Origin of the sequence: Cellulomonas pasadenensis, from assembly GCF_047229365.1 — a bacterium.
Taxonomy (GTDB): domain Bacteria; phylum Actinomycetota; class Actinomycetes; order Actinomycetales; family Cellulomonadaceae; genus Cellulomonas.
In genome coordinates this window covers 1-1024 of sequence record NZ_JBFTEP010000278.1, presented here as the reverse complement: position 1 = coordinate 1024, position 1024 = coordinate 1, and the positions used below count along the sequence as shown (strand labels likewise).

The 1024-nt window shown below is 78.2% G+C and carries 1 protein-coding gene; it reads left to right on the top strand.

The genetic code is table 11. The features are described from left to right. On the top strand, positions 1-1024 hold a 1024-nt coding region (locus AB6N23_RS18455), incomplete at both ends, for a DUF4350 domain-containing protein (RefSeq protein ID WP_412867408.1).

Here is a 1024-nt window from a genome sequence, read left to right as displayed (position 1 = left end):
ACCAGGAGCCCTCATGGCGAATCCCGTCTTCAACAGCAGTCCCGTCTTCGCGGACCCGCGTCAGCAGCGCCGCGGCGACCGGCACCCCGCTGCGCCCGGGCGAGGTGCTCGGCGACGGCACGACCGGCCGCACGCGCGCCGCCGGCCGGTGGCGACGCCTGCGCCCGTGGCTCGTCGTGGGGGCCGTCGTGGTGCTGGGCGTCCTCGTGCTCCTGCTCCCCGCGCCGCCGTCCAGCACGACGCCCGGCGCCCCCGACAACGCCGGCGCGGGCGGCACGCGCGCGCTGGCGCAGGTGCTCGGGCGGCAGGGCGTGGAGGTCGAGTACGTCCGCACCACCGGCGCTGCGGAGGCGGCGGCGGCGCGCGGCGGCACGGTGCTCGTGGTCGGCGACGTGTGGCTGCTGCCCGAGCAGGTCGAGCGTCTCGTCGCCCTCGACAACGACCTCGTCCTCGTCGACGCCGAGTGGGCGCTGTCCCTCGTGGCGCCGGACCTGACGACAGGCGGCGACGTGTCGCCCCGCGGGGTCCGCGCGGCGGCGTGCGACGACCCGGACGCCGTCGCGGCCGGCACCGTCACCGCCGCCGGGTCGGTGGAGGACACCACGGGTGCGGCGACGGTGTGCTTCCCGCCCGCGGGCGGGCCCGCGACCGAGGGCGCGTACGTGGTGCTCGAGCAGGAGGGCCGCCGACTCACGGCGCTGTCCGACCTGACCCCGCTCACCAACGACGCGATCGCCGACGAGGGCAACGCCGCGCTGGCCCTGCGGGTGCTCGGGCGGCACGACCACCTCGTCTGGTACGTGCCGAGCCTCGACGACGCCGGCGCCGCCGGCCCGGAGGAGGAGGCCGCGTCGCTCACCGACCTCGTGCCGTGGGTGCGCCCGGTGACGCTGTGGCTGCTCCTCGTGCTCGCGGTCGTCGTCCTGTGGCGTGCCCGCCGGCTCGGGCCCGTCGTCGCCGAGCCGCTGCCCGTCGTGGTGCGCTCGGCCGAGGCGACGCGCGGGCGCGGGCGGCTGTACCGGCG